This is a genomic window from Dietzia timorensis, from assembly GCF_020742175.1.
GTDB lineage: Bacteria > Actinomycetota > Actinomycetes > Mycobacteriales > Mycobacteriaceae > Dietzia > Dietzia timorensis_A.
In genome coordinates, this window is sequence record NZ_DYXM01000123.1 from 1 (window position 1) to 6783 (window position 6783).

A 6783-nucleotide genomic window follows, 5' to 3' on the forward strand; every position below is an offset into this window, starting at 1 on the left:
GGCCGCGACAAGACGTGCGGCGACGGGCTCACCCCGCGCGCGATGGCCGAGATGCGGCGCCTCGGGCTCTTCGAGTGGGCCGGCGAGCGGATCTCGATCCAAGGGCTGCGGCTGCGCGGATTCGGCGCGGAGCACGAGATTCCCTGGCCCGCCGGGCGGTTCGGCCGGCGCGGTTCGGCGGTGCCGAGGCGCGAGCTCGACCGCGCTCTCGCGGAGAAGGCGGCCGATTCCGGGGCACGGCTCCACGCGGGCTGGGCGGCCCGGATTACGGGCACGTCCGACGTCAGAGGCGGGGTGACCCCCTCGGAGGTGACGCTCTCCGGGCCCGGCGGCGAGAAGCAGCAGATCGCGGCGCGCGTCGTCGTCGGCGCGGACGGGGCGCGCTCTTCGGTCGGTCGCGCGCTCGGTCGCCGCTGGCACCGGGACCTCCCCTTCGCGGTGGCCGCTCGGTCCTATATGACGGCGGACGCACACGATCGCCCGTGGATCGGCTCCGACCTGGAGCTGCGCGATGCGGCCGGCGCCATCCAGCCCGGCTACGGCTGGGTGTTCCCGCTCGGCGACGGTTCGGTGAACCTCGGTGTCGGCGCGCTCGCGACGTCGGATCGGCCGGCGAATGTCAACGTTCGCGAGCTGCTCGCGGCGTACGTGCCGAAGGTACGCGAGGAATGGGGCCTGCACGGAGAGCCGCGCGAGGTGGCCAGCGCGTTCCTGCCGATGGGCGGGGCCGTGTCCGGGGTGGCGGGGCCGAACTGGGCGCTCACCGGTGATGCGGCGGGGCTCATCAACCCGCTCAACGGCGAGGGCATCGACTACGGGCTCGAGGCGGGCCGGCTCCTCGCCGGGGTCGTCGCCGAGCATCTCGAGTCCGCCGATCCGCTGGGTGCGGGGGCGTTGACGAAGGTGTGGCCGCATGTGCTGCGCGAGGAGTTCGGCCCGTCGTTCGCGCTGGCGCGGCGGCTCGCGGCGCTGCTCACCTATCCGCAGTTCCTGCCCGCGGTCGGCCCGATCGGGATGGGTTCTCCGGCGCTGATGAAGGCGGCGGTGCGGTGCATGGGCAACGTGGTCACCGAGGACGACGCCGACCTCGTCTCCGCGCTATGGCGCGGTTTCGGCAAGGGGAACCGGCTCATCGACCGCGTGCAGGGCCGGCCGCTGTTCGCCTGAGGCGCGCGGCTACGGGCGATTCTTCGGCGCCGAGGGCTTCTCGGCGATATGCAGCGCGACCATCCCGCCGGTGAGGTTGACGACGCGGCATGCGGTCCACCCGGAGTCCTCGATGATGTCGGCGAGCTCGGCCTGCGCCGGCCACTCGCGGATCGACTCGGCGAGGTAGCTGTAGGCGTCCGGGTTCGAGGACACGCGCGTCGCGATCGCCGGGAGCGCGCGCATGATGTATTCGATGTAGACCTTGCGGAACGGACCGAACACCGGCTGCGAGAACTCGCAGACGACGAGGCGGCCGCCGGGACGGGTCACCCGCGCCATATCGGCGAGGCCCGCCTTGGTGTCGGCGACGTTGCGCAGGCCGAAGGAGATGGTGACCGCATCGAAGGAGTTGTCCGCGAACGGCAGCGCCATCGCATCGGCGGCGACCTTCGGCACATAGCGCTTCGCGCCGTTCTTGAGCATGCCGAGGGAGAAGTCCGCGGCCACGCAGAACGCGCCGGACTTGGCGAGCCCCTCGGTGGATACCGACGTGCCGGCGGCGATGTCGAGGATCCGCTCCCCCGGCCGCGGCGAGAGCTCCGCGCGGGTGCGGGCCCGCCACGCCTTGTCGAGCCCGGCCGTCATCACCGTGTTGGTGAGGTCGTAGCGGGCAGCGACGCCATCGAACATCGAGGCGACATCCTTGGGCTGCTTGTCTAGATCTGCGCGTGACACTCTCCCGAGCCTACCGCTTCTCGGGCCCCGGGTCCGCGCGTGCCCTGGGCTCATGCATACCTGGCCGCCGGCCGCGTACCGTCGACTCCAGCAGGGGATTCATCCGGCGCGAGGGCAATTTAGGCCCTCCGCCGTCATACGACGCCCTGCCATAAAACGTAAGGAGAACGCACATGGCCAAGAAGATTCTCATCCTCTCCACCGACTTCGGCACCGAGCGCGACGAGATCACGGTGCCGCTGCACAAGCTGCGCGAGGCCGGCCACGACGTGGTCGTCGCGACGCCGTCGGGCGAAGACGTGCAGACGTTCCTCCACGACAAGGACCGCGACGTCGTCGTCCCCACGGACAAGAAGGTCGCCGACGTCACCGGCGAGGCGGCCGCCGACTTCGACGTGATCGTGCTGCCGGGCGGCACCCTCAACGCCGACGCCGCGCGCGTCGACGAGGGCGTCCGCGGGCTCGTCACCGGCCAGGCGGAGGCGGGCCGGACGATCGCCGCGATCTGCCACGCCCCGTGGGTGCTGGTCGAGGCGGGCCTCGCGAAGGACAAGAATATGACGTCGGTCGGCAACATTCGCACCGATGTCGTCAACGCCGGCGCCTCGTGGCACGACGAACCCGTCGTCGAGTGCGATACGGGCGGCTGGAAGCTCATCACCTCGCGCACCCCGGACGACATCAACGCGTTCGTCGAGGCGATCGACAAGATCTAGCTCGGAGGCTAACTCCGCCCTACCCGCGCCCCGCCCGCGCTCTACAGCGCCGCGAGCGGGGCGCGGCGGCGTGAGATCCAGGTGCGCGGGGCGAGTGGCTCGAACGCCCACGGCCGGACGGTGCGCCGCGAGCGGGCGCCGACGGCCTCGTAGTGCCCCATGAGCTGCTCGCACAGCGAGTCCCACGTCCGATCGGCGACGGAGTCCCGCGCCGCGAGGCGGTAACGCGCGAGGTCGGAGAGGATCTCGTCGACCGTCGCGGAGACCTTCGCCGCGTACTCCCCGGGCTCCAGCAGGAACCCGTTGATCCCGTCCTGCACGAGGTCGCGCGGGCCGCCGGCGCGCGGGCCGACGACGGGAACGCCGGAGGCGTGGGCCTCCTGGATGGCCTGGCAGAAGGTCTCGAACTCACCGGCGTGGCAGAACACGTCCATCGACGCGTACGCGGCGTGGAGCTCGGCACCGCCGAGCGCGCCGGTGAACACCGCGTGCGGCATCGACCGCTCGAGCGCGGCCCGCTCCGGCCCGTCGCCGACAATCACCAGCTGGAGATCTCCACCGGGCCTCGAGCGGTCCGCGAGCGTCTGCAGCCGCTCGACGTGCTTCTCGGGCGCCAGCCGCCCAACGAAACCGACGACCGGTCGCCCCTCGGGGGACCAGAATTTGTGCAGCTCCTCCTGACGCTTGGAGGGATTGAATCCGACCGCGTCGACCCCGCGTCCCCAGCGGTGCAGGCGCGGAATGTTGTGCGTGGCGAGATCTTCCATCGCCGCGGTCGATGGGGCGAGGGTGCGCGCGCAGGAGGCGTGCACGGCACGAATCCATGCCCACGCCGCCTCGGAGAGAATCGAGAAGCCGTAGGACTCGGAGAACCCGGCGACATCGGTCTGATACACGGCGATGCACGGCACGCCGAGCGCCTTCGCGGCCGCAGCGCCGGCGGCGCCGAGGGAGAACGGCGAGGCGAGGTGCACCACGTCCGGATCGAACATCTTGAGCGCGGCGTAAACGCTCGGACTCGGCGCGGCCACGGGGAGCGAGGAGATCTTGGGCACCCGCACGGCCGTCACCCGATGGATCGGATAGCCGAGGTAATGGTCGCGGTCCCCGTAATGCACGGACTCCGCCGTCAACAAGGGGCTGAGCGCCTGCACATACGGATTCGCCCGCACGGCGGTTGTGGCGCCCTCGATCAGCCCGACCTCGGCGCGTGGCGCGATGACGAGGCATTCGTGCCCGTGCTGCCGCGCGTATTCGAGTACACGCAGCACGGAGTTGGTGACCCCATTGACGTTGGGAAGGAACGACTCGGCAACGATTGCGATACGCACAGCCCTTATCGTCGCCCCGTCAGCTGGACTGCGGGTGAGTCGAGATCGACGCGTGGGCCACTTTTAGGTGACATCTTGGCGACCCGAGTTAACGTCCCGTGTCCCGCGGGTGTCGTCGCGGGTGTCGCGGGCGCCGACGTGTGCGTCGCGGTTCTCGACGTGTGAACCCGTCCGCGAACCCTCGTCGGAACCGGAGCGCCGCAACACTCGCCCCGCCCCCAGGTACGCGAGCAGACACGGACCACCACCGAGAATGACGACGGAGGCGATGGGCCACGCGGCGACTGTCCAGGATCTCCCCGATACTCGGACCAGCGACGGATTGGCGCGGCGATAATCGACCTGGATGCGCTGTCCCTCGGCCAGGCCCGTCGGATAGAAGACGCCTTCGGGCGGGCGCACGTGTTGCCCGGTCTCGGTGTTGAACGAGATGGCCGCGCGGCGCGGCGACACGTCTGTGACCAGTGCGGTCGCGGTGGCGCGGTCGGCGTCGATGCGCAGGTCGTCGATCACCACCGACGCCGCGAGCAGGCCGGCACCGACGACGATGAAGATCCCGAGCGTCGCGGCGACGATCTGCACGATGCGCGCCGGCCTGCGCTTGCGGCGCCGGCGGACCGAGGCGGCCATCACCAGCCCCCGATGCGGCGATGGCGTTCGCGCAGACCGCGGCGCGAGGTGCGCACCTCGAGCACGCGCACACCACCGTTTGTGCCGCCGACGAGCAACCCGGGCAGTTCGTCGATGCCCGGCGTCGCGTACGCGATGCCATAGCCGGCGCACAGCGCGGCGAGATCCGCGTGGTGCGGGGTGCCGAAGACGCGCTCGAAGTGGGTGGCGAACCGCTCGTCGCCCTGTTCGAGGAGCGAGAAGATGCCGCCGCCGGAGTCGTTCGCGACGACGATGGTGAGGTCCGCGGGGCGCGGCTCCCCCGGCCCGATGAGCAGCGCGCCGATGTCGTAGAGGAACGTGAGGTCGCCGACGAGCGCGATGGTCCGGCCGCCCGCGCCTTCGCTCTTATCTTCCCCGCGCCCGCGGGACAGCGCGATCCCCGTCGCGGTCGAGACGTTGCCGTCGATGCCGGAGGCCCCGCGATTCGAAAAGACCCGCACGCCCTCCGGCAGTGCATCGACCAGCGAGACGTCGCGGATGGGGTTCGAGGCGCCGACGAACAGCGCGTCCCCCTCGCTCACACCGGCCATGACGGCGGACGCCACGTCCATTCCCGTCGGCGGCACCTCCCCGTCCGCGGATTTCCGCAACTCGGCGTCCACCGCCTGCTTCGCCTTCGCATTCGCATCGGCCGCCTCGGCGAGCCACTCCGCGCCGGCCTGCCATTCGGCGTCGGCAGAATCCGGCGCCGCGGCGGCGGGCAGCGCCGGCAGCTGGGTCTGCGCCGCCCCGGCGGGGTTGTAATACAGATGCGAGCGGCCGCGGACGGCGAACACCTCGACTCCGTCCCTGGACAGCAGCTTGTTCACCGGGCGGTGGAGAGTGGGACGGCCGACGACGATCACGCGGTCCGGCGCCAGCGCCGGCACGGCGAGCGGGTGCACGGAGTGCCGCGGCACGCTAGCGCCGGGCTCGGCGAACGTCGGCAGCCAGGCGAGGGGACCGAGCTCGCCGGCATCGGATCCGGCGATGACGAGCGTGCGGGTCTCGGGCCCGAAGTCGAGGCCCGCGAAGTGGGCGGCAGGGGCCGCCCGGCCACACCCCGGGCGCGCGGAGGTCGTGGGGGTCGCGGCGTCCGGCGTCATCAAGCGGGTGATCCATGGGTTGGGATTCGAGGCAGAATCCGCTCCGGATCCGAGGAACGCGGCGGTGTCGTCCTCGTCGCCCTCGTCCGGCACGAGCGGCTCGACGAAGGGCAGGTCGAGCTGTACGGGTCCGGGTGCCGGGTCCTGCGACAGGTGCATGGCACGGCCGACTAGCGAGCGCCAGCGCGGCGCCTCGGCGAGATCGCGGGCGAGCGGCATGTGTGCGGTCGGCGCGTGCTGGCCGAAGGCACGGTGCTGCTCGATGGTCTGGTTCGCGCCGCTGCCCCACAGTGACGGCGGGCGGTTCGCGGTGACCGCGATGACCTGCACGCACGACTCGTGGGCCTCGATGATCGCCGGGTGCAGGTTCGCCACCGCCGTGCCGCTGGTGACGACGACCGGCACCGGCAGGTCCGAGTCGAGGGAGAGCCCGAGCGCGAGGTAGCCGGCGCTGCGCTCGTCGATACGCACGTGCAGACGCACCTTCTCCTCCGCCGCGGCCGCGGCCAGCGCGAACGCGACGCCCGCGCTGCGCGAACCGGGGCACAGCACGACATCGCGCACCCCGTGACGCAGGAGTTCGTCGACGACGATGCGCGACTGGGCTGTGGAGAGGTTCGCGGAATTCATCGCTCACAAGCCTAATCGGGCTTCGCCGAAGCCGGACATCGAGACAGAGATTCGCGCGCCCACCTGGGATTATGAAATCTCTTTCGATGTTGACAGTTAATCAGCGTAACGATTTACGCGCCCGCAGCAATGTCGTAGGTGTCCCCTCGATGGACAGGTGCGCCGCGCAACGCGGTGCTCCCGCGAGAATTGCCCCGAGGCGCAAACCCTCGTCCGGCTGCAAGAGTCGGTCGTACCTCGGGCAGCGAATGGCTCCGAGCGCGCAGCGTGTCACCTCCACGCGAAATACCTTGGTCGCGCTCGGAGCCATAAAACTTCCGCCCGACCCGCGCAGCGGTCCTCGGGCCGACGCCGATAACGGCGACCGTTAAGATTAGTGCCCATGAGCACTCCCCGCCAGTCGGAATTTGTCGTGACCCTCGTGTGTCCGGATGGGCCCGGCATCGTCCACGCGGTCACGGGCGC

Annotated in this window: 6 protein-coding genes; 2 read left to right on the forward strand and 4 right to left on the reverse strand. The window is 70.8% G+C overall.

What is annotated here, in order from left to right:
* On the forward strand, positions 1–1167 hold a 1167-nt coding region (locus tag K8V11_RS06685; RefSeq protein ID WP_303911929.1), incomplete at its 5' end, for a geranylgeranyl reductase family protein.
* Between the two features lie 9 nt (positions 1168–1176).
* On the opposite strand, the gene K8V11_RS06690 is transcribed toward K8V11_RS06685, so the two are convergent.
* The gene (locus tag K8V11_RS06690) at positions 1177–1884 is read right to left on the reverse strand and encodes a demethylmenaquinone methyltransferase (protein ID WP_303911932.1); all 708 of its coding nucleotides are present in this window, start codon (positions 1882–1884) and stop codon (positions 1177–1179) included.
* 173 nt (positions 1885–2057) lie between these two features.
* Between K8V11_RS06690 and K8V11_RS06695 the strand changes: the two genes are divergently transcribed.
* Positions 2058–2600 carry a DJ-1/PfpI family protein gene (locus K8V11_RS06695; RefSeq protein ID WP_303911934.1) on the forward strand — a complete coding sequence of 181 codons (543 nt, stop codon included), beginning with the start codon at positions 2058–2060 and terminating at the stop codon, positions 2598–2600.
* 41 nt (positions 2601–2641) lie between these two features.
* Here K8V11_RS06695 and K8V11_RS06700 read toward each other — a convergent pair whose 3' ends face one another.
* The 3 genes from K8V11_RS06700 to menD all read right to left on the reverse strand — a co-directional run bounded on the left by K8V11_RS06700 (position 2642) and on the right by menD (position 6318).
* Entirely contained in the window at positions 2642–3931 is a 1290-nt protein-coding gene (locus tag K8V11_RS06700; RefSeq protein ID WP_303911935.1) for a glycosyltransferase family 1 protein, read from the reverse strand.
* Positions 3932–3994: 63 nt separating this feature from the next.
* Entirely contained in the window at positions 3995–4561 is a 567-nt protein-coding gene (locus K8V11_RS06705) for a DUF3592 domain-containing protein (protein ID WP_303911937.1), read from the reverse strand.
* Entirely contained in the window at positions 4561–6318 is a 1758-nt protein-coding gene (gene menD, locus K8V11_RS06710) for a 2-succinyl-5-enolpyruvyl-6-hydroxy-3-cyclohexene-1-carboxylic-acid synthase (protein ID WP_303911938.1), read from the reverse strand. The genes K8V11_RS06705 and menD overlap by 1 nt, the downstream gene beginning before the upstream one ends.
* Positions 6319–6783 lie beyond the last annotated feature (465 nt).